The 23,037-nt window shown below is 64.4% G+C and carries 16 protein-coding genes and 2 pseudogenes; 7 read left to right on the top strand and 11 right to left on the bottom strand.

Annotated features, from left to right (window positions below; genetic code table 11):
- Positions 1-196: 196 nt before the first annotated feature.
- The 3 genes and pseudogenes from QBK88_RS30805 to QBK88_RS05375 form a co-directional block, all read right to left on the bottom strand.
- Positions 197-634: pseudogene (locus tag QBK88_RS30805) on the bottom strand (methyl-accepting chemotaxis protein); the annotation flags it as partial.
- Between the two features lie 99 nt (positions 635-733).
- A pseudogene (locus QBK88_RS30800) lies at positions 734-1,420 on the bottom strand (PAS domain-containing protein); the annotation flags it as partial.
- Positions 1,421-1,601: 181 nt separating this feature from the next.
- Positions 1,602-2,111 (bottom strand): thioredoxin family protein, encoded by a 510-nt coding sequence (locus QBK88_RS05375; RefSeq protein ID WP_277961231.1) that lies wholly within the window; start codon positions 2,109-2,111, stop codon positions 1,602-1,604.
- A 130-nt stretch (positions 2,112-2,241) separates the two neighbouring features.
- Between QBK88_RS05375 and QBK88_RS05370 the strand changes: the two genes are divergently transcribed.
- The 3 genes from QBK88_RS05370 to QBK88_RS05360 all read left to right on the top strand — a co-directional run bounded on the left by QBK88_RS05370 (position 2,242) and on the right by QBK88_RS05360 (position 6,651).
- Positions 2,242-4,365, top strand: a complete 2,124-nt coding sequence (locus QBK88_RS05370; protein WP_277961230.1) for a TonB-dependent siderophore receptor — start codon at positions 2,242-2,244, stop codon at positions 4,363-4,365.
- Positions 4,366-4,479: 114 nt separating this feature from the next.
- Positions 4,480-5,322: a LysR family transcriptional regulator gene (locus QBK88_RS05365; protein ID WP_277961229.1), complete on the top strand. Its 843-nt coding sequence runs from the start codon at positions 4,480-4,482 to the stop codon at positions 5,320-5,322.
- A 141-nt stretch (positions 5,323-5,463) separates the two neighbouring features.
- Positions 5,464-6,651 (top strand): MFS transporter, encoded by a 1,188-nt coding sequence (locus QBK88_RS05360; protein ID WP_277961228.1) that lies wholly within the window; start codon positions 5,464-5,466, stop codon positions 6,649-6,651.
- Here QBK88_RS05360 and QBK88_RS05355 read toward each other — a convergent pair.
- Both QBK88_RS05355 and QBK88_RS05350 read right to left on the bottom strand, forming a co-directional pair.
- The gene (locus QBK88_RS05355; protein WP_277961227.1) at positions 6,640-7,278 is read right to left on the bottom strand and encodes a DNA-3-methyladenine glycosylase 2 family protein; all 639 of its coding nucleotides are present in this window, start codon (positions 7,276-7,278) and stop codon (positions 6,640-6,642) included. The genes QBK88_RS05360 and QBK88_RS05355 overlap by 12 nt on opposite strands.
- Positions 7,279-7,326: 48 nt before the next feature.
- The gene (locus tag QBK88_RS05350) at positions 7,327-8,010 is read right to left on the bottom strand and encodes a GNAT family N-acetyltransferase (protein ID WP_277961319.1); all 684 of its coding nucleotides are present in this window, start codon (positions 8,008-8,010) and stop codon (positions 7,327-7,329) included.
- 110 nt (positions 8,011-8,120) lie between these two features.
- On the opposite strand from QBK88_RS05350, the gene glsB reads away from it, so the two are divergent.
- Positions 8,121-9,029, top strand: a complete 909-nt coding sequence (gene glsB, locus QBK88_RS05345; protein WP_277961226.1) for a glutaminase B — start codon at positions 8,121-8,123, stop codon at positions 9,027-9,029.
- Positions 9,030-9,090: 61 nt separating this feature from the next.
- Here the strand turns inward: glsB and gloA are convergent, their stop codons facing one another.
- On the bottom strand, positions 9,091-9,618 hold the full coding sequence (gene gloA / locus QBK88_RS05340; protein ID WP_277961225.1) for a lactoylglutathione lyase: 528 nt from the start codon (positions 9,616-9,618) through the stop codon (positions 9,091-9,093).
- 174 nt (positions 9,619-9,792) lie between these two features.
- Here gloA and QBK88_RS05335 point away from each other — a divergent pair, with 174 nt between their 5' ends.
- Complete coding sequence (locus QBK88_RS05335; protein ID WP_277961224.1) at positions 9,793-10,353, top strand: tat (twin-arginine translocation) pathway signal sequence; 561 nt, start codon at positions 9,793-9,795, stop codon at positions 10,351-10,353.
- A gap of 12 nt (positions 10,354-10,365) precedes the next feature.
- Complete coding sequence (locus QBK88_RS05330; protein ID WP_277961223.1) at positions 10,366-11,934, top strand: GMC family oxidoreductase; 1,569 nt, start codon at positions 10,366-10,368, stop codon at positions 11,932-11,934.
- 1,148 nt (positions 11,935-13,082) lie between these two features.
- On the opposite strand, the gene QBK88_RS05325 is transcribed toward QBK88_RS05330, so the two are convergent.
- Genes QBK88_RS05325 through QBK88_RS05310 form a run of 4 tightly spaced genes read right to left on the bottom strand, consistent with a single transcriptional unit; the run spans position 13,083 to position 20,738 of the window.
- A complete protein-coding gene (locus tag QBK88_RS05325; protein WP_277961222.1) occupies positions 13,083-17,042 on the bottom strand; it encodes an enterobactin synthase subunit F in 3,960 nt (1,319 codons plus the stop codon).
- A 13-nt stretch (positions 17,043-17,055) separates the two neighbouring features.
- Positions 17,056-17,280: an MbtH family protein gene (locus QBK88_RS05320; protein WP_277961221.1), complete on the bottom strand. Its 225-nt coding sequence runs from the start codon at positions 17,278-17,280 to the stop codon at positions 17,056-17,058.
- Between the two features lie 35 nt (positions 17,281-17,315).
- Positions 17,316-18,554 (bottom strand): enterochelin esterase, encoded by a 1,239-nt coding sequence (gene fes / locus QBK88_RS05315; protein ID WP_277961220.1) that lies wholly within the window; start codon positions 18,552-18,554, stop codon positions 17,316-17,318.
- Between the two features lie 9 nt (positions 18,555-18,563).
- A complete protein-coding gene (locus QBK88_RS05310; RefSeq protein ID WP_277961219.1) occupies positions 18,564-20,738 on the bottom strand; it encodes a TonB-dependent siderophore receptor in 2,175 nt (724 codons plus the stop codon).
- A 492-nt stretch (positions 20,739-21,230) separates the two neighbouring features.
- On the opposite strand from QBK88_RS05310, the gene QBK88_RS05305 reads away from it, so the two are divergent.
- Positions 21,231-22,520, top strand: coding sequence for a hypothetical protein (locus QBK88_RS05305; RefSeq protein WP_277961218.1), 1,290 nt, complete (start codon positions 21,231-21,233; stop codon positions 22,518-22,520).
- Between the two features lie 79 nt (positions 22,521-22,599).
- Here the strand turns inward: QBK88_RS05305 and QBK88_RS05300 are convergent, their stop codons facing one another.
- Complete coding sequence (locus QBK88_RS05300) at positions 22,600-23,001, bottom strand: hypothetical protein (RefSeq protein ID WP_277961217.1); 402 nt, start codon at positions 22,999-23,001, stop codon at positions 22,600-22,602.
- Between the last annotated feature and the right edge of the window lie 36 nt (positions 23,002-23,037).

Below are 23,037 nucleotides of genomic sequence, written 5' to 3'. Positions count from 1 at the left end.
CCGCCTTGTTTTTCCGGCTTGAAACCGCATCAGGGCCTCCATCTGCATGTCTTGGTTTTTCCGGCGCCCTTGAGACCGTGCGCCGCGCGGGCGGCGCGCGGTCTCAAAGGCGCCCCAAAACCATCGACTACCGCTTGGTGGCCATGATGAGATCTGACCGCAAGCTTGTTCACACCAGCAAGGCCAGGCATCGCACTTAGCCCAACTGGTTCGCGAAGCGCCCAACGGCGTCCACTACCTTGCGCGCACCCTCCTGGATCTCGACGATTACCTCGCCCGCCTGGCTGGCCAGTTGCACGCCCTGTTCGGCCTGGTGCTTGCTGTTGGCCATTTCGCGCACGGTGCCTTCCACCAGGGTCTGGTTCTGCTGTACCACCGCAGCGATTTCCTCGGTGGCGGTGCTGGTTCGCCCGGCCAATTGGCGCACTTCGTCGGCGACCACGGCGAAGCCACGCCCCTGCTCCCCGGCGCGCGCGGCCTCGATGGCGGCGTTGAGGGCCAGCAGGTTGGTCTGCTGGGCGATGCTGCTGATGGTCTGGATGATCGAGTTGATCAACAACGATTGCTTGCCCAACGCTTCAACTCCGCTGGCGGCGGACTGCATGTCGTCGGCCAGCTTGCGCATGGTCTGCACCGTATCATTGACCACCACGGCGCCCCGCTGGGCGCTGACGTCGGTTTGCTGGGAGATGTCATAGGCCGTGTGGGCCGCGGCATTGACCTCCTCCTCCCGGGCCACCTGGTCGCTGACCACAGTGGCGAACTTCACCACTTTGCTCAAGTTTCCCTCGGGGTCGTATACCGGGTTGTAAGTGGCTTCCAACCACACCACCTGACCATGGGCGTCGACACGCTTGAACCGCCCGGCCACGAACTCCCCGCGGTTGAGGGTGGCCCAGAACTCCTGGTACTTGGCTGAGCCGGTTTCTTCCGGCGTGCAGAACAGACGGTGGTGCTGCCCCTTTACCTGGCTGAGGCTATAGCCCATGGCCCGCAGAAACTGGTCGTTGGCCGACAACACCACGCCCTTGAGGTCGAATTCGATCACCGCGGTTGACCTCAGCAAAGCCTCCATGAACGAGGTGCTTTCCGCGCTTTTCTCGACGTTCACCGTGATGTTGTTGGCAAAGCAGCACACATGCTGCAGCACACCCTGGGCATCCTTGACCGGCTGCCAATGGGCGCGTATCCACACCAGCACGCCATCGGCGCGCAGGAAACGGTAGTCATCGGTGATGGAGGTACCGCCGGAAATCGCCGCCATCAATTGGTGGTAGCACGGCAGCTTCGACACGTAGCTGGGGACGATCTCGGCCATGGGCCGCCCGGCCAATTGCGCCGGGCTGTAACCCAGCGCCTTGGCGAAGCGCTCGTTGCACCCCAGGATGCGCAGGTGGGGGTCGACATCCAGGGTCAGCATTTCCTGTTGCAAGCCGCCGACCAGTTGGCGCAACTCGGTCAGTTCAGCGTGTTGATCAGCCAGTTGCTTCTTCAGTTGGTTGTTGAACATAAACCGACGACCTCCATGTGGTATGGAGAGTATCGGCGAGCTTTTGCGCGGGGTGAGACCGTCCGGCGGCTTTTCCCCTACGTTTGCCGGGCTATCGGCTTTTTTCGGCCCGTTCCATGAGGGCCAGCACATCGGTCACCGTGGCTTCGAGCAGCTGGGCAGCCTTGTACGCGGCCAGGGTTTGCTCATCGCCCTGGATCACTACCTGGGGGCGTTCGACGAATAGACCGACCGGTTCAAAACCGGCATCGAGCACCACCACCAGCGGGATGGAGACCTTGGTCAGCCCCAACCGCTCGCGCAACTGCTGTTCAGCCCGGGCCTTGCTGATGACCGCCAGGCGCACCCGGGGCTGGGCAGCGCACAGGGCATCCAGTGCCACCAGGTTCACCTGGCAGTCCGGGCACCACATTTCGCCCGCCACCAGCAGGTAATAGTCGCCCACCAAGGCAGCCAGGCGCTGACGAGTGACCTTGCTCAAGCCGGCTGCCGCCAGGTTTTGCCCTGCACGCACCACGCCTTCCTGCTCGGCATCAAGCCCCGTGGCGACAAACGCCGCGAACCCCAAGCCCTTCTCAAACAACTCGCGATAGCCGCTCATGAACCTTTCCTGAACAGATGTGAAAAATATGTCAACAAAACGACGGAATGATATTGATTACCATTTGTTTCCACTGGCATGATTGAGAAACAATATCACTTAAAAAAACCTGTAGGAGCAATCGTCGTCCATGCGTAAACCCTCTCCCCTGGCCGTATCGGCTCTTTCGCTGATCGCCCTGGGCATCCTTGACCACGCGTATGCTGAGGACAGCACGCTGAATCTTCCTTCCACCACCATCAGCACCACCGCCGACGCTCAGGACGACGCGCCGACACCGGGCTACCAGGGTAAGCCAAGCAGCACGACCACCCGCCTGAACCTCACCGCCCAACAGACGCCGCAAGGGGTGACCGAGGTCAAGCGCGAGCAATTGGACGACTTCAGACTCAACAGCATCCGCGATGTGCTGAGCAACACCCCGGGCGTCAACGTGCAGAAAGTCGAGACTGACCGCACCTACTTCACCGCCCGGGGTTTCGATATCACCAACTTCCAGTATGACGGCATGGGCATGCCCCTGACCAATGGCCTGCTGGTGGGCGACTATGACATGGCGCCTTACGAGCAGGTAGACATCCTGCACGGCGCCAACGGCTTGATGACCGGCAACGGCAACCCATCGGCCACGGTCAACTTCGTGCGCAAGCGCCCGACGTATGACCCGCAGGCGTCGGTTACCGTGAGCGGTGGTTCATGGGACGACCGGCGAGTGGACATCGACGTGTCAGGCCCGCTCACCGAGACCGGCAACGTACGCGGCCGCCTGGTCTACGCCTATGAAAAGGGCAACTCCTACCTGGACCGCTACGCCCGGGAGAAGAACGTGTTCGCCGGCACGCTGGCGTTCGACCTGACCGATAGCGACACCTTGACCGTTGGCTACGAAGACCAGAAAACCAACGCCAACGGCTCCAGCTGGGGCGCGCTGCCGCTGGTGGACCGCAATGGCAACGCCATTCATTACAGCAGCCGTTCCAGCAACATCTCGCAGCCGTGGGTGTACTGGAACGTGCACACCACCCGCGCCTTCGCCGAGTGGCAGCACCAGTTCGCCAATGACTGGAAGTCCACGGTCACCCTGACCGGCATGGAGCACCGCGAAGACACCGAGATGTTCTACATCTACAGCAATGCCGCTTCCAGCACCGGGTACACCGGCCTGGCTTCCAAATACAAGGACGACAACCGCGAGCTGGACGGCGACGTGTCGTTCAGCGGCCCGCTCACCCTGTTCGGCCGCGAGCACCAGTTCACCTTCGGCGCCAACGTGGCGCGCTCGCACAACCAGGAAACCTCGCTGTACGGCACGTCGTCGGATTACACCGCAGTGTCGCTGCAAGATGCCCTGGCCGGCAGCATTCCGCGCACCACAGACTGGGACATCGCCAGCGCCGCCGCCACCTCCAACTACGTCGACCGGCAGAAAAGCCTGTACGCCGGGGCACGCTGGAGCCTGGCCGATGACCTGCACCTGATCACCGGTGCGCGGATGCTCAGCGCCGACAGCGACGGCGACAGCTACGACAGCCCGCGCGATGTGCGCATCCATGGCAAGGTGACCCCATACGCAGGCCTGGTCTATGACCTGACCCCGCAGTATGCGCTGTACGCCAGCTATACCGAGATCTTCAACCCGCAGTATTCCCTTAACCCCCAGGGCAAGGTGCTGGACCCGTTGCAGGGCAAGAGCTATGAAGCGGGCATCAAGGGCCACCTGCTGGACAACAAGCTCGACGTTTCAGCAGCCGTGTTCCACACCAAGCAGGATAACGTGGCGACCTATGCCGGTTATGACGCCAGCCTGGGCGGCTACCTGTATAACGGCATGTCGTACAAGAGCGACGGCCTGGAACTGCAAGTCTCCGGCGAACTGGCACCTGGGCTGCAGGTCAGCGGTGGCTACACCTACGTGTACATCACCGATGCCGACGACAGCCGCGCCCGCCGCTTCATTCCTCGCCACCAGATGAATGGGTCGGTAACGTACCAGTTGCCGATGGCTCCGCAGTTCAAGGTGGGTGCCAACCTGACCTGGCAGAGCAAAATCGCCAACGACGACACTCCCCTCGCCGACCAGGGCGCCTATGCGCTGGTGGGCCTGATGGGCAAGTACGACATCGACAGCCACTGGAGCACCCAGGTCAACGTCAACAACCTGACCGACCGCAAGTACCTGCAGACCGTGCGCTACGCCCAGAGCAACTACGGCGACCCACGCAACGTGATGGCCTCGGTGACCTGGAAATACTGACCCTGCGATAACCCTGCCCCCTCGGGAGCTGGCCTGCCGGCACGCCAGCTCCTGCCCTGTGCGTTGCGCCCCTCGGGGCGCTATCATCCCTGCTCGCTCTGCACGGGATACATCATGTTCGATTGGGAAGACCTCCGCTATTTCTGCCTGTTCGCCCAGGCCGGTTCGCTGTCGGCGGCGGCCAAGGTGCTGCGGGTCGACCACGCTACCGTGGCGCGGCGTATCGCGGCACTGGAGGCGGCGCTGGGCCTCAAGCTGGTGGACCGGCGTCAGCGCGCCTACGTGCTGACCGAGGACGGCTTGCGGGTGACGGCGTTCGGCGAGCAGATGAACCTGGCCTCCTTCGCCCTGGAACGCTTCGCCGGTGGCGAGCAGGACCAGGTGCAGGGCGAGGTGGTGGTGTCGTCGCCACCCGCGCTGGCGGGCACCCTGCTGGCCCCTCGGCTGGGCACCCTGATGCAGCGCCACCCGCTGTTGAAAGTACGCCTGGTGGGCACCAAGTCCCGCGCCTCCCTCACACGCCGTGAAGCCGATATCACCGTCAGCCTGGTACGGCCCAGTGAGCCGACGTTGGTGGCCCGGCGCCTGGGCCAAATGGAGTTTCGCCTGTACGCCAGCCCTGACTACCTGGCGCACACCACCGACTACAGCTTCATTGGCTACGACGAGAGCATGGAGGGCTCGGTGCAGCAGGACTGGCTGCTGGAACAGGCCGCCGGCCGGCCCCTTGCGTTCACCAGCAACGACCTGCGCATCCAGGCGATCGCCGCCGCTGGGGGTGCTGGCGTGGTATCGCTCCCCGCCTTCATGGCCTCGCAGCACCCCTTGCAGTTGCTGGACCCTGCCGGTCCCTGCCTGGTGCGCGAAGTCTGGTTGGCGGTGCACGAAGACGTGCGCAACGCGGCCCCCATTCGTACCGTGATGGACTTTATCGCCGACTGCGTCACCTCGGCCTGACCCCATTTCCTGGCGCAAACGCCCGCTCTTGAAGCGAGGTGTGAATTTTTGCACAAGCGGCCTGCGCCCGTGGGGAATTCAAAACCGCGCCTGCCCGCACTAGCATCACCCCCCTCGATTGATTGCAATGGCACCTCGCCCATGACCCCTTCCCCTTCAGCCCTGACGGCTACCCCGCCCTCGTCCCTGCCGGTGCTGCGCGCCGCCTGGGTCGTGACGGCAGTGTTCATCCTCTCCAATGCCGCCACACCCCTGTACGGGCACTGGCAACAACAGATGGGCTTCAGCGCCGCGACCCTGGCGACTGTTTTCACCTGCTACATTCTGGGCCTGCTCGGCACGCTGTTGGTGGCCGGGCAACTGGCCGACCACTTCGGCCGCAAGGCGCTGCTGCTGCCGGCCCTAGGGCTGGCGATGAGCGCCGCCGTGCTGTTCCAGCTGGCCAGCAGCGTCACGGTGCTGATGCTGGCGCGGCTGCTCACCGGCATTGCGGTGGGCATCATCGTGTCAGCCGGCATGGCCAACGTGGTCGATCAGGCCGCCGACACCCACAAGCGCCAGGCCTCCTTGCTGGCCTCGGTGGCCATGGTCCTGGGCGCTGGCACCGGCCCCTTGCTGGCGGGGCTCATCGCGCGGTTCAGCGAGCACCCGGTGGCCATTGTCTTCAACCTGGAACTGGCGCTGCTGGCCCTGGCACTGGGCGTGGTGCTGGCACAGCCTGCACAACCGCGGGCGCCGGGCACCTTGAAGCTGCGGCTGCCCTCGGTACCCCGGGACAGTGTCGGCCATGTGCTGCGCGGCATCGCCTTCTTCGGGCCGGGTATCACCTCGACTTCATTCGTGCTCAGCTTGGGCCCCAGCCTGTTCGCCAGCTTTGTGCACGTCAGCAGTCCGCTGATCGCCGGCGGCACCGCGTTTGCGATGTTCATGGTAGGTGTGGCCGTGCAGCTGCTGGTGCAGCGTCTGGCGGTGGCGCGTATTTTCGTGCTCAGCGGCCTTGCCACCGTGCTGTCCATGGCCACCCTGTGGTTGGCGTTGAATAGCCAGTCGGTAGCGTGGCTGGTGGTGTCGGCGCTGCTGGCCGGGGCGGGTCAGGGCATGGGGCAACTGGGCGGGCTGAGCCTGATCGCCCTGCATGTGCCAGCGGCCCGCCGCGCCGAAGCCAACGGCGTATTCAACATGGGCGGCTATGTGCCCGCCGGCGCGCTACCGGTGGTGGCCGGCTACCTGATCGATGTGCACGGCATCACCACCGGCGTTACCGTACTGGCCGCGCTGATCGCCACCTTGGCGCTGCTGGCCCTGGCCAGTCTCAGGCTACAGCGGTAAAGCCTGGCGGCCGCGCATCACCGCGTACAACCGCCAGAACAGCAGCGCCGCCGTGGCCCGGTACGGTGCCCATGCCTGGGCCAGGTCAGCCAGTTGTCGGGCATTCAGCGCTGGCAGTTGCAGGGCGTGGGCCACGGCCTTTTGCAGGGCCAGGTCACCGGAAGGAAAAATATCCGGGTGGCCGGCGCAGAACATCAGGTAGATTTCCGCCGTCCACGGACCAATGCCCGGGTGACGGGTGAGTTCGGCCAGCGCCGCCTCGCCGGGCAAGCCGGCAACGTGGGCCAGGTCCAGGTCGCCCTGTTCCACGGCGGTGGCCAGGGCCGTCAGGGTCTTGAACTTGCCGCGGCTCAGCCCCACCCCGGCCAACCCGGCTTCGCCGAGGGCCAGAAAACCGCGTGGCGTGGTGGCGTGGGGCAGCGCTGCCAAGCGCTTCCAGATGGCGTCGGCGCTGGCCACTGATACTTGCTGGCCGCAGACGATGCGGGCCAGCCCGGCGAACCCAGGCTCGCGCACCCGTGGCGGAAAATCGCCCGCCAGCGCATACACCGCATCCAGGCGCGGGTCGACCTTGAGCAACTCGACCAAGTGCGCGCGAAGGCGCGCCTGGTGTCCTTCCATGTTCATTTCATTCTCCTGCTTGGACGCTCGCTGGATGGCCTCGAAAAACGCGGCTCAGCGCCCCAGGTGCACCTTGACGAATGCCTGGGCGTCGTTCGTCAACTGGTCCAGGTGGCGGTCACGCTGTCTTTCCGCATTCACCATGGCCTGCTCGCCATGCTGTTTGAGCAGGTAGGCGTGAATCTGCCGTACCTCTACCGAGCGGTAGATGGGCGCAGTATCCAGCACGGGTGTCAGGCCGGCGCTGGCGTGGTCACGGGTATTCATCAGCACCTGTGAACCGCGGGTGCCCAGCACCTGGAAGCCCAGGGCCTGGCCGAACGCCACCTGGCTCACGGTGCAGCCCAACTCCGCATGAGGGTAGCGCTCCAGTACCCTGGCCAGCATCGCCCGGGCGATACCCTTTCGACGGTGGCCTTCCTGCACCGCCAGGTAAAGCAGCGTGCACGCCTGGGGGTCGTTGGTCAGTGGCAGGTAAAGCACGAAACCCAGCACCTGCGAGGGGTCATCGTCGTCCAGTGCTGCCACCACTTCCACAGGGAAACCACGCGAACCGTCCATGGCCTGCAGGTACAGGTGCACCTCATAGCCCACGCCGTACTGGTACAAGGGGTACAGCCGGTTGGACGCCGGTAGCGCCACCTGGCTGATGGTGGTGAGGTTGTCGATCACCAGTTGCTGGATCTGGCTCTGGAACGACTCGGGGGGCGGGGTCTGGAACAGGGTGATACTGGGCATCGCGATGGACTGGCTCCGGTTCATGAGCCGCCATCATACACCGGTGTGATGCCGGGCTGCCCGCCGACGTCTAGGCAACAGCCACCCTCACCACAGGCACAGGCCCACCCATGCAAGCACTGCTGAACCAGATCCTCGACGAAGTCCGCCCGCTGATCGGCCAGGGCAAGGTCGCCGACTACATCCCGGCACTGGCCGATGTATCCGCCAACCAGCTGGGCATCGCCGTTTACGGCAACGATGGCAGCCTGTACAGCGCTGGCGACGCCGACACGCCATTTTCGGTGCAGAGCATTTCCAAGGTCTTCAGCCTGGTCCAGGCCATCGGCCATTCCGGCGAAGCCATTTGGGAGCGCCTTGGCCACGAGCCCTCGGGGCAGCCGTTCAATTCCCTGGTGCAACTGGAATTCGAACGCGGGCGGCCGCGTAACCCGTTCATCAACGCCGGCGCCCTGGTGATCTGCGACATCAACCAGTCGCGCTTCGCCGCCCCGGCACTGTCCATGCGCGACTTCGTGCGGCGGTTGTCTGGGAACCCGAATGTGCTGGTGGACAGCAAGGTGGCCGAGTCCGAATACCAGCACCGCTCGCGCAACGCGGCCATGGCCTACCTGATGCAGTCCTTCGGCAACTTCCACAACGACGTGGAAGCGGTGCTGCGCAGCTACTTCAGCCACTGCGCCCTGCGCCTGAACTGCATCGACCTGGCCAAGGCCTTCTGCTTTCTGGCCAATGACGGGTTCTGCAAACACAGCGGCGAGCAGATCCTGACGCCGCGGCAGAGCAAGCAGGTCAACTCGATCATGGCCACCAGCGGCCTGTACGACGAAGCCGGCAACTTCGCCTACCGCGTCGGTTTGCCCGGCAAGAGCGGCGTGGGTGGCGGCATCATCGCCGTGGTGCCGGGGCAGTTCACCGTGTGCGTATGGTCGCCGGAGCTCAACCCGGCGGGCAACTCGCTGGTGGGCATGAAAGCGCTCGAGCTGTTGAGCGAGCGGATCAACTGGTCGGTGTTCTGACGCGCCACCGGTGGTGTTCCATTCCCGAGCTTCGCCCGGTCCCACAGGGTTGGGACCGGCGTTACTGCCCCAGATCAGCCAGCAGATCAGCCTGAACGATCTCGATCCAGTAATTATCCGGGTCACTGATGAACGCCACGTGCTTCATGCCCTTGTCCAACCGCTTGACGAAGGGTATCTGCAGCCGCTCGAACCGCGCGCAGGCGGCTTCGATGTCCGGCACGCTGAAGCAGATATGGCCGAAGCCACGCGGGTCCTTGTTGCCGTTGTGGTACTGGGAGTCGTCGCTCTCGGTGCCCCAGTTGTGGGTCAGCTCCAGCACCGACTGGCGGGCGAAGGTGTACACCTGGCGGGCGCCGCGCTCTTCAGGCACGGTTTCGCCGGCGGTCATCGCCAGGAACAGCAGGGAAAACTTCGCCTCGGGAAAATCCACCTGGCGCAGCAGGCGCATGCCCAGCACCCGAGTGTAGAAGTCCAGCGAGCGCTGCGGGTCCTTGACGCGGATCATGCTGTGGTTGAACACGTAGGCCTGGGTTTCGGCATCGGGGGCCATGCACACGCCGGGCTGGGTTTCGCTGATGAAGGACATGACAGGGTTCTCTGGGGGGCAGTGAACCCATTCTAGGAAGCGCGCGCCCGGCGGTGGTAATAGGCGCCTACTACGCGTCTAAGCTTATTCCAACGTAGTAGGCGCCTATTACCTGCCCCCTGCTGGCGTTACTACTATGGGTTGCGTGACAACAACAATAAGAAGGACATCGCCATGAGTAACCTGACACTCGACCGTCGCCGGTTTCTTCAGGGCAGCGGCGGCCTGCTGCTCGGTACGCTGCTGTTTACCAGCGGTCCAATTGCCCTGATGGCCCCCAGCCTGAGCTGGGCCCTGCCCATGACCACCCTGGACAGTGACAGCGGCGACAAGCTGCTGCTGATGGTGCGCCGCACCTTTCCACACGACACCATGGAAGACGCGGTCTACGCCTTTCCCGTCAAGGCACTGGACCAGAAAGCCAGTACCGACCCCGGTGTCGCCGATACGCTCAGGCAAGGCGTCGCCATGCTCGACCAGAAGGCCGGCGGAGACTGGCGCAAGATCGACGCCGACAAGCAGTTCGCCATCCTCCAGGACATCCAGGACACGCCGTTCTTTGCCCTGGTGCGCGGCAACGCGGTCAACACCCTGTACAGCAACGAACTGGCCTACCTGCACTTTGGCTACGAAGGCGCCTCCTTTCCCAAGGGTGGCTACCTGATGCGTGGGTTCAACGACCTGTCCTGGTTACCGAACCCGCCCGCCTCCGCGAGCCCCAATCCCTTCTCCTGAGGATGCATGCACATGGCTGACTTCAAACATGATGACGACTCGGTGGTAGTGATCATCGGGTCCGGCGCAGGCGGCGGCACCCTGGCCAATGAACTGTGCCAGAAGGGCATCAAGGTGGTGCTCCTGGAAGCCGGTGCGCGCCAGAACCAGGGCACCTTCATCAACGACGAGTGGCCCTCCTTCGCCCAATTGTCCTGGGGCGACACCCGCACCACTTCGGGCACCTGGCGGGTGGCCAAGGACTTCCCCAACCTGCCTGCCTGGATCTGCAAAACCGTGGGCGGAACCACTACCCACTGGGCGGGGGCCAGCCTGCGTATTCAGGAACATGAGTTCCATGCATTGAGCACCTATGGCGCGGTGAAAGACGCCAATCTGCTGGACTGGCCCGTGACCCTGGCGGAACTTGAGCCTTACTACGCCCGCGCCGAAGACAAGATGGGCGTGACCCGCACCCATGACATCCCCGGGCTGCCGGGAAACAACAACTTCAAGGTGCTGTACAACGGCGCGCAGAAACTGGGTTATACCGAATGCTCCACCGGCCACATGGCGATCAACAGCCGCCCGCGCGCCAACCGCGCCTCGTGCCAGCAACTGGGCTTCTGCTTCCAGGGCTGCAAGATGGGCGCGAAGTGGTCGACCCTGTACACCGAGATTCCTGCGGCCGAAGCCACGGGCAACCTGGACCTGCGCCCCTCCTCGCAGGTGCTGCACATCGAGCACAATGACAAGGGCCTGGTCAGCGCCGTGGTCTACGCCGACGCCACCGGCCAGCAGATGCGCCAGGCAGCCCGGCTGGTGGCCGTGGCCGGCAACGCCATCGAAACCCCGCGCCTGCTGCTCAACTCCTCCAGCAGCCGGTTCCCCCAAGGCCTGGGCAACGGCGCGGGCATGGTCGGCAAACACTACATGCGGCACACCACTGGCTCCGTGTTCGCCGAGTTCAGCGAACCGGTGCACTTCTACCGCGGCACCATCATGGCCGGCATCATCAGCGACGAGGTCAAGTTCAAGCCCGAGCGGGGCTTCGTCGGCGGCTACGAGATGGAGACGATCTCGCTTGGCCCATCGTTCCTGGGTGCGTTCTTCAACCCCGGTGCCTGGGGACCGGACTTCACCCGCGTGATGGACCAGTACACGCACCTGGCAGGCCTGTGGATCGTGGGCGAAGACATGCCGCGCGAAACCAACCGCGTGACCGTTAACGACGCGGTCAAGGATCAGTTCGGCATGCCGGTGGCCAACGTCCACTACGACGACCACCCCAACGACCTGGCCATGCGCGAGCACGCCTTCACCCAGGGCCAGGCGCTGTATTCAGCGGTCGGTGCACTCAAGACCCACCGCGTCCCGCCCTACCCCTCCACCCACAACCTGGGCACCTGCCGCATGAGCGCCAAGGCCGAGGACGGCGTATGCAACGGACATGGGCAGAGCCATGAGGTAGCGAATCTGTTCATCAGCGATGGCAGCCAGTTCACCACCAGCGCAGCCGAGAACCCGACGTTGACGATAGTGACGCTGGCGATACGGCAGGCGGATTACATTGCGCAGGAAATGAAGGAGGGACGGGTATGACGGCGCCGGTGACACCGTAAATCCAAAGCCGAAAAACAAGGCGGGCCAGGCAATGGCACAGACATAACTGGCCCGAAACAAATGTAGGAGCGGGCTTGCTCGCGAAGCGCCGCGCGGGCGGCGCACGGTCGCAAAGGCGCCGGAAACCTTGAGGCATGCACCTGGCGGCCTTGATACGGTTTCAAGCCGGAAAAACAAGGCGGACCAGGCAATCTCACAGACATAACTGGCCCGAAACAGATGTAGGAGCAGAGCTTGCTCGCGAAGCGCCGCGCGGGCGGCGCTCGGTCTCGAGGGCGCTGGAGAAACCCGAGCCCTGCACCTGGCAGCCCTGACCCAATCTCAAGCCAAACAAACAAGGCGGTCCAGGTAATCCCACAGACATAACTGGCCCGAAACAGATGTGGGACCGGGCGAAGCTCGGGAAGCGCCGCGCGGGCGGCGCACGGTCTCGAGGGCGCTACAAAACCATCGACTAGCGCTTGGTGGCCATGATGAGATCTCTAGCGGGCCCCTGAAAGCCTGTCATGAAATCGCATCATGGCCACCAGGTGCATGGCTTGGGTTTCTACAGCGCCCTTGAGACCGTGCGCCGCCCGCGCGGCGCTTCCCGGGCAAGCCCGGTCCCACATCTGTTTCGGGCCAGTTATGTCTGGGCCATTGCCTGGTCCGCCTTTTTTGTTTGGCTTGGGATTGGGTCAGGGCCGCCAGGCGCATGGCTTGGGTTTCTCCAGCGTCCTCGAGACCGTGCGCCGCCCGCGCGGCGCTTCGCGAGCAAGGGCTCGGCGCCCCCCTCGCTCCTACATCTGTTTCGGGCCAATTATGTCTGTGGGATTGCCTGGACCGCCTTGTTGGTTCGCCTTGGGATTGGGTCAGGGCCACCAGGTGCATGGCTTGGGTTTCTACAGCGTTCTTGAGACCGCGCGCCGCCCGCGCGGCGCTTCGCGAGCAAGCCCGCTCCTACATCTGTTTCGGGCCAGTTATGCCTGTGCCATTGCCTGGACCGCCTTGTTTGTCTGGCTTGAGATTGGGTCAGGGCCGCCAGGTGCATGGCTGGAGATATTCGGCGCCCTTGAGACCGTGCGCCGCCCGCGCGGCGCTTCCCGAGCTCCGTTTTTTCGGCTTCGGATCTGTGACGCGCTCGCTTTTTACAGCCCCTTCAACGCCCGATTGATCAACGGCCCCACCTGCGCCATCGAGGCCGGCGAGATGATGTCCACATGCGCGCACGGCAACCGGTGGACGTTCAGGCTACCCACGAATGGCCCCCAGGTCTGACGTACGTCCATGCCTTCGGGCAAGGTGTTTTCAGCCACGAACAGCGTCGCTTCGCCCTTGAACGCTGAACTGCGCGCCGTGGCCAGCAGACGGACGGAATCGGCATAGTTGGCTTCGATGTCGTCGAACATGTCGCCGCCACCCGCGGCCATCGCCGCGTCCTGCAAGCCCTGCTGGGCCGCCAGGAACAGCTCGCGCTCGCGGTTCACTTCGTCCAGTACCTCTTGCTTGAGCACGTTGCGGCCTTGGCGTTCGTCCCAGTTCTGAGTCTCCGGCGGGTAGGTGTCGAGCAAGCCCAGGAAGGCTACCTCTTCACCCGCAGCCTGCAACCGCGCCGCCACGCCCTGGGCCAGGGTGCCGCCCAGGGAATAGCCGGCGAAATGGTACGGACCGTGGGGCTGCAGTTCGCGCACGGTGCGCAGGTGCGCGTCGCAGGCGGCGTCGAGGTTTTCGCAGGCCTGCAAGGGGCCGCCCTGGCGCGGTGACTGAATGCCCACCAGCGACCAGTGCGGGTCCAGGTAACGTTGCAGCACACTGAATTGCCAGGCAAACCCCGACGCTGGGTGGAAGCAGAACAGCGTCGGGCCGTTGGCTTGACGCAGGGGCAGCACGGTTTCGAAACCGGCACGGCGGCTGGCGTCTTCGCTCTGCTCGCTGGCCAGCAGCGCGGCCAGGCGTTCCACGGTGGAGGCGATCATCACCTGGCCCACCGACACCGGCCGTTGCAGCTCGCGCCGCAACACCGCCGCCAGGCTCATGGCCAGGAGCGAATGGCCGCCCAAGGCGAAGAAATCATCTTCGGCCGTCACGCCTTCGCGCTCCAGCACTACGCCAAAGGCCTCGGCGATGTGGCTTTCAAGACCGGGTTGCGGCGCACGCCCCTGGCTCCTGACGCTGGCCTGAGGCATCGGCAAGGCCTTGCGGTCGAGCTTGCCGGTCGCGCCCAGGGGGAAGCTGTCCAGTTGCACCAGGGCCACCGGCACCATGTGCGCCGGCAGGCGATCGGTCAGGGCCAGGCGCAGGCCCGCCAGGTCGAGTTCGCGACCTTGCTGGGCGATCACATAGCCCACCAATTGGCGTGCGTCACCGCCGCCCACCTGGGCTTCGCCCAGCACCCGGGCATGGGTCACCGCCTGCTCGACGCCGGGCAGGGCCAGCAGCGCATGGTCGATCTCACTCAGCTCGATGCGCTGGCCGCGGATCTTCAGTTGATCGTCGCTGCGGCCCAGGTACTCCACCGCGCCGTTGTCCAGCCAGCGCGCCACGTCACCGGTGCGGTACATGCGCCCGCCATTGCCATAGGGGTCGGCGATGAAGCGGCTGGCGGTCAGGTCCGGGCGGCCCAGGTAGGCGTGGGCCAGTTGTACGCCGGTCAGGTACAGGTCACCGGCCACACCGGGCGGGGTCATGCGCAGGCGACGGTCGAGGATGCGAAGGCCGGTGTTCCATACCGGGAAACCGATGGGCACGCTGGCACCCTCGACGCCCGCCAGGGCTTCGCCATGGGCCGGGTACCAGCTGACGTCCACTGCCGCTTCCGTCGGGCCATAGAGGTTGTGCAAGGGCACACCGGTACGGCGCTGCCACAGTTGCGACAGGTCGGTGGGCAAGGCTTCGCCGCTGCAGAACACCTGGCGCAGGCTACGGCAATGGGCGATGGCCACGTCATCGTTCAGGGCGCTGACGAAAGCGGCCAGCATCGAGGGTACGAAGTGGGTGGTGGTCACGCCCTGCTCACTGAACAGGCGTTGCAGCGCTTCCGGATCACGGTGCGCCTCGGGCGGCGCCATGTGCAGGCGCGCGCCGGTGATCAGTGGCCAGAAGAACTCCCACACCGACACGTCGAAGCTGCACGGGGTCTTCTGCAGGACCACGTCATCGGCGCCCAGTGGGTACTGGTGCTGCATCCACAACAGACGATTGACGATGGCTTCATGGCCCACCACCACGCCCTTGGGCCGGCCGGTGGAGCCGGAGGTGTAGATGATGTAGGCCGCGTGCTCAGGGCTCGGGCCCGCGAACTGCAACGGCCCCGCGGGGTCGAGGGCCAGCGGCGCTTCCAGCAGCAACGCCGGGCAGCTGGCAGGGAACCGCGGCGCCTGGCTGCGCTCGGTGATGATCAGCCGAGGCTGGGCATCCTCCAGCATCAACTGCAGGCGGTCGTCCGGGTAGCCGCTGTCCAGCGGCAGATAGGCGGCCCCCACCTCCAGGATCGCCATCAGCGCCAGCGACAGGAACACCGAACGCGGCAGCGCCACGGCGACGATATCCCCCGGCACCACGCCCTGGGCCACCAGGCGCTGGGCCAAGGCCTGGACCTGCTCGCGCACCTGCTGGTAATCGAAACGGTATTGAGCGTCGGACAGCGCCGGCGCATGGGGGGTGAGCAGCGCCTGGGCGGCCATCAGGCTGACCAGGGTGTCGTCGGTCAGCGGGTGAGCGGTGGCGTTGACGCGCTCCAGCAGCGCCAGGTCATCGCTGTCCAGCAGGCTGGCCGCTTCGCAGCTCAGGTGCGGGTTGACGGCAAACTGCTCCAGCAGCAAGGTCAGGCGGCGCAAGTGGCGGGCCAGGGTAGCGTCGTCATAGCGTTCACTGTTGGCCAGCAACTCCAGGCTGACTTCGCCACGGTCATTGAGGAACAACGCCACTTCAAGGTCACGTACCGGCCCCGAGGCCAAGGTGTGGGTGATGCCGGCGATGCCGTCAAGGTCCAGGGCGAACTCGAACAACTTGAGATTCAACACCGCGCCATACAACGGCTCGGCATCGCCCAGGCGGCCGAGGTCGCGCTGGATCTGTTCGGCATCATAGCGCTGGTGCTTGCGCAGGCGCTTGAGCTCCACGGCAATGCCTTGGGCCAGTTCGTCCAGGGTGGCCTCGGGCGGCACCTGCACTTGCAGGGGCAGCACGTTGATCACCGCGCCGCTGGTACTGGCGGCGGCCGAGCCCATGCGGCGCATGAAGATAAAGCCGGCGGTGAACGCGCTCTGGCCGCTGAGGCGCGACAGCCACAGGTTGACCAGTGCCAGGGCCATGTCGGCGCGGCTGACGGTGCCGGCTTGGGCCGCCATCAGCCGGTCGAACGCCTGGGCATCCAGCTTCAGGGTATGGCGCAACACGCGGCTGCTGGCGGCCTGCCCCCCCAAGGGGGCGCTGGCCAGGGTCACCGGCGGCGGCAACTGGCGGCCCTTGTCCTGCCAGAACCGGGCATCGCGGGCGCACACAGCGCTCTGCTGGTAGGCCTGGTATTCCTCCACCACGCGGCTGAAGGGCGTGAACGGCGACGGCCCCGCGTCTTCACCACGGCGCAGGGCGGTATAGCGTTCGGCGATGCGCCGGGTGATGGCGGCGAAGCTGTAGCCGTCCACGGCCAGGTGGTGATAGCGCTGGTACCAGAACCAGCGGCCCTCGCCCACCTGCATCAGGTGGTTCATGCAGGCCAGGCCGCCGCTGGCCACCCGCAGGTCGCCCTGCAGGTCGGCGCGCATCCAGGCCATGGCGGTGGCCACGGGGTCGGTTTCACTGCGCAGGTCGGCACAGGTCGGGGCCGCCAAGGGCTGGCTCAGGTCGAACCACTGCACCGCCTGGCCGTCGCGCTCCGCCACCTGCATGTGCAGGGTGTCGACCTCGGCGAGGCCCGCGGCGATAGCCTGCATCAGCAAGGCGCTGTCGAGTTCGCCCTGCAGCTCCACGTAGTGGGCCACGGCATAGGCATTGTGATGAGGGGACAGCTGGTCGGCCATCCAGATGCCGGACTGGGCCGCCACCAGCGGCATTTCACGCAGGGACGTGGGCATGGGGGTTACCGAATTCGGGTTTGACAGGTTCATGCGTGGCTCCAGTTCAAGAGGCGTCGGCCGCCAGCAGGCGGCGCAGCGAAGCGGGACGCAGTTCACGCCAATGGGCTTCCAGCCAGTGGCCACAGGCCTCGCGGCTGGCGGGCCCGTGGACGATGGTCCAGCCCGGCGGCACGTCGCAGAAATCCGGCCACAGGCTGTGCTGGCTCTGGGCGTTGATCAGCACATGGCAAGCCTGCTGCGGGTCGTCGAAGGGGTTGAGGTGCTCCACGCGGTGTTCCTTGTTTTGAAGAATGACCCAGCGGCCTAGGCCGCTGGCAAAAGATCGGCCCACAGGGCGCCAAGACCATCGAGCAGGCCTTGACGCCAGCACAGGGCGTCATGGCCGCCATTGACCACGCGGTATTGCGGGTGGTGCCCGGCGGCGCGCAGCGCCTCGACCATGTGGTCGTTGGCGGCATGGATGACCGGCTCGCGCAGCCCGGCCTCCATGAACAGTTTCAGTGCCTGGCCGTGGCCGAGGCCTGCCGCCACACGCTGGGGAAGTTGCTGCTCGAGCTCGCCACGCGGCCACCAGAACGAACCGGACTGGGCCAGCACACAGCCAAAGCGCTGTGGCCATTGCAGGCAGGCATACAGCGACGCCAGGCCGCCGAAGCTCTGCCCGGCCACCACGGTGGTCGCTGCCGCTGTCGAGTGCGCCTGCCACTGCGCCACCTGGGGCAGCAGTTCATCCTGCAGGGCCAGCCAGAATTCAGGGTTGCAGGCCAGCTCACGGCTGCGGTGGGCAGTGTCGATACTGTCGACGAACAGGTACACCGCGCCCGGCAACTGGCCGGCGTCGGTCAGGGTTTGCAGGGGGGCAGCCAGGGGCAAGGCGCCCGTCCAGAAGGCGCCATCCAGCAGCACGGCCAGCGGCCGGCCGGGGTCCTGGTCGCGGCCGGTGCTGAACAGCCACACGCGGCGGCTGTTACCCAGCCGAGCGCTGTCCCACGTGTGGCACTGCAACGTCGCGGCGGCGGCCAGGCCGCTGTCCACCGCAGCCCAGGCCGGGTGAGCCGGCGCCTGGGGCATGTGCAAGGCGGACACGCCCAGCCCTCGCCCGCCAGTCCAGGGCCGGGTGCGGTTCAGGGGGTCGTGTTCAGCCAGGGGAAACGTCGCGCGCCACCAGGGGCGCAGGGCGTTGAGATCGAGGTTGCCCTGAGCGTCGAAGCCGTCGTAGTCGCGGTCTTCGTCACTGGGCATGAAGCTGTAGCTGCCGCGCCAGTTCGCGTCGATACGCGTCTGCCACAGCCAGAGGTCGGTGCCATCGACCCGCGCAAGGCTTTGCGGCGGGCACTGGCGGTGGTGGTCGGTGAGACCGGTGATGTTGATCCAGACGCGGCGGGTGGGCGATGTCGCGGCGCTGCCACGGGGGTCACGCCAGACAAACGTCACGGCGTGCTCCCCGGCCTGCGCCGGGCCGACCAGGGGGGTACCCTGCTCGGCCAGCGCCTGCCACCACGTATCGCTGCCCAGGTCCTTGCGTGCCAGGAGCTCGTGCATGGGGTCCTCTTAGAACTCGTACCGGGCGCCGACGCTGAATGCACGTGACTGGCCCAGGAAGTTGAACGTTGCCGCCGAGCCTACACGCGAATAGTAATCGCGGTTGAGCAAGTTGGTGCCGTCCAGGGTGGCGGTGAGTTTCTTGGTGATCGGGTAGGAGAGTTTGGCGTCGACGGTGGCGTAGCCGGGGGCGGCGACGGTATAGGTACTGGTGGTCATGTAGAAGTCGCTCATGGCCGTCACGCCGCTGCCGATCGCCAGACCTTCCAGTGGGCCGCTGGCCACGGTGTACTTGTTCCACAGCGAGGCCGAGTGCTTGGGCATGGTCTGGAAGGTGCTGACCGCGTCGCCACTGAGGATCTTGGTGTCCATGTACGTGTAGCCGGCCATGATGTCCCAGTTCGGCAGCAGCTTGCCGCTGACCTCGAACTCGGCACCGCGGATACGGGTCTTGCCAGAGGCCACGTCATAGGTGGCGGTAGGGTCGTCTTCAGGGCTGGTCGCACGGTTCTTGTCGGTCAGCTGGAACACGGAGACGCGCGTGTTCAGGTCGCCGCCGAAGTAGCTGCCCTTGATACCGGCTTCATATTGCTCGCCGGTGCGTGGCTTGAGCACATTGCCCGCCTGGTTGGTTTCGGTCTGCGGCTTGAACACCTGGGAGTAGCTGAAGTACAGCGAGTTGTTCGGGTCCAGGTCGTAGACCGCGCCGCCGTATGGGGTCACGTGAGCGCTGATGGTTTGGTCGTAGTCCGTCTGGGCACCGGTCTTGATGGTGGTGGTATAGCCGCTGCCCTTGTAGTAGCTCAGGCGCGCGCCGCCGATCAGCGCCAGGTCGGCGATGGGGCGGAAAGTCAGCTTGGAGTACAGGCCGTATTCTTCGGACTGAGTGCCGACCATGGTGGCCGTGCTGCTGCCGTAGATGTTGCTTGGTTTGGCGAACTGCGTCGGGTCGTAGGTGTTGACGTTGATGGTGCCCAGCACCCCGGCCGCGTTCTTGTAGTAGTTGTGATAGTTCTTGTAGTCCGTACCCACCACGAACTCGCTGACGTTGCCCATGGTCTCGAACGGCTGGCTGTAGCTGGCATCCATCGAGACGGTGTTCTCGGTGAATTCACGCCCGGTGTACCCTTCGGTCGCCGTACCGGCGGTCGATACGCCAGCGCGGGTAAAGGCGTACAGGTAGTCGGCGTCGCGGTCCGAGGTGCGCAGGGCGATGCGGCCGTTGCCACCATTGTCGAAATGGTGGGTCAGCTCGGCAGTGAAGTCGGTAGTCTTGCCGTCGAAGTAGTTCCAATCGGCGCCCAGGAACCTGGAATGACTGAAGTTCAGAAGATTGCCCTTCAGGTCGGTCGGGTAGCCGTTGTTCGGGGTGATGTTCTTGACCTCGTGGTTCAGCCCGAACGACAACTGGGTGGCGTCGTCGAGGTCGATGTCCAGAGCGCCATAGTAGGTTTCGCTATCGCTGGCGTTGTAGTCCACCATGCCGTTGGTATCGTCACGCGAGGCGATGAAGCGGCCACGCACGCGACCTTGGGAGTCTAGCGGGCCGGAAACGTCCACCTGCTCGTGGTTGGTGTCGAAGGTGCCATAGCTGGCCTCGACGCTGCCCTGGAAGTCGGCGGTGGGGCGCTTGCGCACCATGTTGACGATACCGCCCAGCTCGCTGGTGCTGCTGAACAGGCCCGAGGGGCCGCGCATCACTTCCACGCGGTCATAGGCAGCCAGCGATGGCACGGTGCCGAAGATACTGGTCATGGGCGCTGGCAGGCCGTCGATCTGGTACTCGTCGTACTCGTAGCCCCGCGAGTAGATGGACGACCGACCGCTGTCGTTGGTCAGCACGCGCAGGCCGGCGGTGTACTTGGCCAGGTCATCGAGGTGCACGAACTTGCGGTCCTTGATGTACTCGTTGGTGAAGGTGGAAATGGATTGCGGGATGTCCTTGAGCGGTGCCGGGGTCTTGGTGCCCACGGTGGCGCCTTGCACGGTGTAGCCACCGGTCTGTTCCGACGGCGGCATGTCGTAGAGCTTGTTGCCTTCGATGGTCAGGCTCTCCAGCTCCACCGGCGCGGCGGTCTGGGCCACCGTCTCGGCCAGGGCGCTGAGCGGGAATGGCGCCAGCAGCCCTGCCAGGATCAAGCCATGGGTGCGCCGCAGGGCACCGCTACGTTTACTTCCGTTCATACCACTTCCTTTGCATGATCTGTTGATGACAGATGTCTTTTCCTGCGCCTTGAAGCGCAGCCTTTGAATGACTCGCACCGCTCCTTGCAGATCGTCTTTCCAGGCACCCTGCCCCGTAAGCGTCGCCAGTGGCCCCCACCACTTCTCATGGGCGAACGTCGGCCGGCCAAGCTTTTGCAGGCGTGAGCGAAACGATCGGGCGAGGCGTAAAGGGCTGATGCCCGCGCTATTCAGCGCTGTTCAACGAGGTGCAACCTGTCGCGGCGCGTTGATGGTAATAACTCTCAATAACAATCGCAAATGCAATTGCTTGTTTTTCAGAAATGATACGTTGCGGTAGGAGGCTGGACGCACAGGTGACGCCCACGCACTGGGCTTTTCCTTTCAGAAAGCGGAGCGGTGACAAAAATTAAACTGTCAAATATGACAGTAGATGGCGTCAAGCCCTCCCCCTAAGCTGGCCATTCACCCCCCCCATGAATGAGCCCGACCATGACCACTTCCTCTTCGCTACCGTTCCCGCACCTTGACCCAGACTTCGGCGTTGACGGCGAACTCTGGGTCACCAAACTGATGGAAGACACCCCAGGCCTTACGAACGTGGGTCACGTGCTCGCACTTCTTCCGCTGTCTGATGGCTCGATCCTGGTAGCGGCAGAGTCATATTTGGGGCCCGCGGCCACCGGGGGGTACTTGTTCAAGCTGACTTCAGCAGGAAAACTGGACCCCACGTTTGGACAGGGCAAGGGCTATATCCAGGACGATGTGACCGAAAACGGAAACGACTACTATCACGGCGTTCCCTATGCGGTGAGCCTGCTGGGTGACCGCTTGCTTTTGTCATGGCTCATACTGGACCTCAAAGGCAACCAATACCTCTTGGGATGTACCGCCTATGGCCTTGATGGAAACAGGGACACGTCGTTCAGCGACGGCGGCAAGCTTATTCTGAACCTCCCGCCCCTGGCTGCCCTACCGAGCGAGAAGGACTCCCCACCACCTGCGGACCCGCTCATTGGGGCCTGGGAAACGCAAGAAAACAAGATCATTCTATTTTACAAACATCAGCAGATTAACGGACCGAGATCCCATACCTACCTGATCAGGCTCAACCACGATGGCTCCTATGACAAGGACTTTCATGGCGATGGCTATACAGAGATTCGTATCGGTAGTGAGCTGGTGGACTTCACCAGACGGGTGCCGCTATCCAATAACCGATGGGTGATCAGCGGCGAGCGCCTCGGAAAGGCAATCCTGGCCGTGATTGACGAGCAAGGCAACCCTGCCTCCGATTTCGGCGAAGACGGCATGACGGTGATCGACAAGGGGGTCGGAACCCGGATTAGCGGGGTAATGGTGACAGCCGACCAGCGAATCATTGTCGTCGGCAAATTCGGGCTTGAGACTCAAGAGCCTCTCGCCGAGGGCATCATCCTTGGCTACACGGCAACGGGCCAATTGGATGGCACCTTCACCGCCACGCAAAAATCATTTCTCCCTCACCCATTCCGGTTTCGCAGCATCGCAGCCACACCCACCGCTGGGGAGCGTTGGGTGACAGGAGAAGTGATGGCGCGCGGCAATTACCAGGCGGTACTAGCCCGGTTCTTGCCGGATGGACGGCCCGATAGCAGCTTTGGCGATGAGGGATATCTCCTGTTCCCCAGTGCGTATAATGTCCCTGCCATCGCCATTCAGAATGATGGGAAGTGCCTGATGGTGGCGGAGCATCTCGTGGATGGCAATGTGCTACCCGTCCTGCGACGATTCTTGCCCTAAGCGCCTCAGAACCCGAAATTCTAGGCTGCGCTGCCGACGCGGGTCACAGCGCCGCCTCGTTCCCAGAGAACAGGGCAACTCAGCCCTGCTGCGCGACCTGCTCGGAAGCGGCGAGGTAATCGGCCTGGAAGGCCGCGGATTCGATCCAGGCCAGGGCCTGGGCTTCGTCAGCGCCCGCCGACCATTGGCGGTATTCCAGCAAGGCGGCGAGGATGAAATCCATGGCGCCCTCCTCGCCTTCCTGTTCGAACACCAGGGTCAGCAACGGGTGGGCCAGGAACGCCACGCACAAGGCCTGCTGGCTTTGCTGTTCAGCGTCGCGCATCAATTTGAACAGCTCGGTCAAATCCACCGACTCAAAGTCGATGCGCTGGTCGTCGGGGTCCAACTCTACTTCGGGCGCGGCGCGCTTGACGCGGTTCTGCTTGGCCTTGGTCTTGGCGCGGGCGGCGCGTTTGTCTTGCTTGTGGGTGGCGGCCATGGGCGCGGTTCCGTGATGCAGGAAAAACGCCCATGG

The sequence above is a fragment of the Pseudomonas sp. RIT-To-2 genome (assembly GCF_029623465.1).
Classification (GTDB): Bacteria; Pseudomonadota; Gammaproteobacteria; order Pseudomonadales; family Pseudomonadaceae; genus Aquipseudomonas; species Aquipseudomonas silvicola.
The sequence above is the reverse complement of the archived record's forward strand: the minus strand, read 5'-3'. Positions and strand labels throughout refer to the sequence as shown.

What these genes read in the sequence shown, in the direction of transcription:
- QBK88_RS05360 (WP_277961228.1), top strand. Translation starts at nt 5,464, where the DNA reads ATGACCCCTTCCCCTTCAGCCCTGACGGCTACCCCGCCCTCGTCCCTG.
- QBK88_RS05310 (WP_277961219.1), bottom strand. Translation starts at nt 20,738, where the DNA reads ATGAACGGAAGTAAACGTAGCGGTGCCCTGCGGCGCACCCATGGCTTG.
- fes (WP_277961220.1), bottom strand. Translation starts at nt 18,554, where the DNA reads ATGCACGAGCTCCTGGCACGCAAGGACCTGGGCAGCGATACGTGGTGG.
- QBK88_RS05350 (WP_277961319.1), bottom strand. Translation starts at nt 8,010, where the DNA reads ATGCCCAGTATCACCCTGTTCCAGACCCCGCCCCCCGAGTCGTTCCAG.
- QBK88_RS05375 (WP_277961231.1), bottom strand. Translation starts at nt 2,111, where the DNA reads ATGAGCGGCTATCGCGAGTTGTTTGAGAAGGGCTTGGGGTTCGCGGCG.
- QBK88_RS05370 (WP_277961230.1), top strand. Translation starts at nt 2,242, where the DNA reads ATGCGTAAACCCTCTCCCCTGGCCGTATCGGCTCTTTCGCTGATCGCC.
- glsB (WP_277961226.1), top strand. Translation starts at nt 8,121, where the DNA reads ATGCAAGCACTGCTGAACCAGATCCTCGACGAAGTCCGCCCGCTGATC.
- QBK88_RS05335 (WP_277961224.1), top strand. Translation starts at nt 9,793, where the DNA reads ATGAGTAACCTGACACTCGACCGTCGCCGGTTTCTTCAGGGCAGCGGC.
- QBK88_RS05305 (WP_277961218.1), top strand. Translation starts at nt 21,231, where the DNA reads ATGACCACTTCCTCTTCGCTACCGTTCCCGCACCTTGACCCAGACTTC.
- QBK88_RS05330 (WP_277961223.1), top strand. Translation starts at nt 10,366, where the DNA reads ATGGCTGACTTCAAACATGATGACGACTCGGTGGTAGTGATCATCGGG.
- QBK88_RS05300 (WP_277961217.1), bottom strand. Translation starts at nt 23,001, where the DNA reads ATGGCCGCCACCCACAAGCAAGACAAACGCGCCGCCCGCGCCAAGACC.
- QBK88_RS05365 (WP_277961229.1), top strand. Translation starts at nt 4,480, where the DNA reads ATGTTCGATTGGGAAGACCTCCGCTATTTCTGCCTGTTCGCCCAGGCC.
- QBK88_RS05325 (WP_277961222.1), bottom strand. Translation starts at nt 17,042, where the DNA reads ATGAACCTGTCAAACCCGAATTCGGTAACCCCCATGCCCACGTCCCTG.
- QBK88_RS05355 (WP_277961227.1), bottom strand. Translation starts at nt 7,278, where the DNA reads ATGAACATGGAAGGACACCAGGCGCGCCTTCGCGCGCACTTGGTCGAG.
- gloA (WP_277961225.1), bottom strand. Translation starts at nt 9,618, where the DNA reads ATGTCCTTCATCAGCGAAACCCAGCCCGGCGTGTGCATGGCCCCCGAT.